Below are 816 nucleotides of genomic sequence, written 5' to 3'. Positions count from 1 at the left end.
GGTCTGGGTTATGGCTGCTGTCAATGTGGTCTTGCCATGGTCTATGTGACCTATGGTTCCAATGTTAAGATGAGGTTTCGTCCTCTCGTATTTTGCCTTTGCCATCCTTTCTCTCACCTTTCCTTTTAAAAATAAATCCAATAATGGATTCCCCTACAAAGAGTAATACTCATGGGTATCCTAAAGATTTGAGCAGCAAGCTTAATGTGAATGACCCCCAAGAGTGGTTAATGCAGGTTTATTATGATCCTGTCAATATTATAAGACAGTGCATTAAAAATTCAAAACTTTTACTTACTATCTTCCAAGCATATATTAACTCATTTACAATCACCAGGGGTTTTCGTAGCAGAATCGCTAATTAATATTCTACCCAATAAAAAAATAAAATAAAAGGAGTGAATATCACTCCTTAAAAACCTATGGTAGCGGCGAAGGGACTTGAACCCCTGACACTACGGGTATGAACCGTATGCTCTAGCCAACTGAGCTACGCCGCCGGATGGAGCCCTTAACCGGACTTGAACCGGTGACCTCATCCTTACCAAGGATGCGCTCTGCCGACTGAGCTATAAGGGCATAATTAACATTCTTGTACCGGATAGTCTTTTCATGGTCGCTTACATGGTTGCACCCTGCACCCTTCGGGTACTCCTAGTGTTCCATCCTTCGGATGTCACTATTAAGGTTGCGGGCACTACTGATGCGACCTCGGGTAAGTTTTTGCCTGCTTTTAGCAGCGTTCTATATTTTATTTGTTGACATGGCTGTACCCATAGTACTGTCCATGGTCGCTTACATGGTTGCGGGAGCCGG

1 protein-coding gene and 2 tRNA genes are annotated in these 816 nt (G+C 43.3%); all 3 read right to left on the bottom strand.

The window, feature by feature from the left end; translation table 11 throughout:
* A partial coding sequence (locus tag PHP87_RS03940) for a GTP-binding protein (protein WP_299918765.1) occupies positions 1 to 105 on the bottom strand: 105 nt, incomplete at its 3' end.
* Between the two features lie 318 nt (positions 106 to 423).
* Positions 424 to 500 (bottom strand) — tRNA-Met (locus tag PHP87_RS03935).
* A 3-nt stretch (positions 501 to 503) separates the two neighbouring features.
* Positions 504 to 579, bottom strand: a tRNA-Thr gene (locus tag PHP87_RS03930).
* Between the last annotated feature and the right edge of the window lie 237 nt (positions 580 to 816).

The sequence above is a fragment of the Syntrophomonas sp. genome (genome assembly GCF_028707975.1).
Classification (GTDB): Bacteria; Bacillota; Syntrophomonadia; order Syntrophomonadales; family Syntrophomonadaceae; genus Syntrophomonas.
This window is presented reverse-complemented; position numbering and strand designations above follow the sequence as displayed.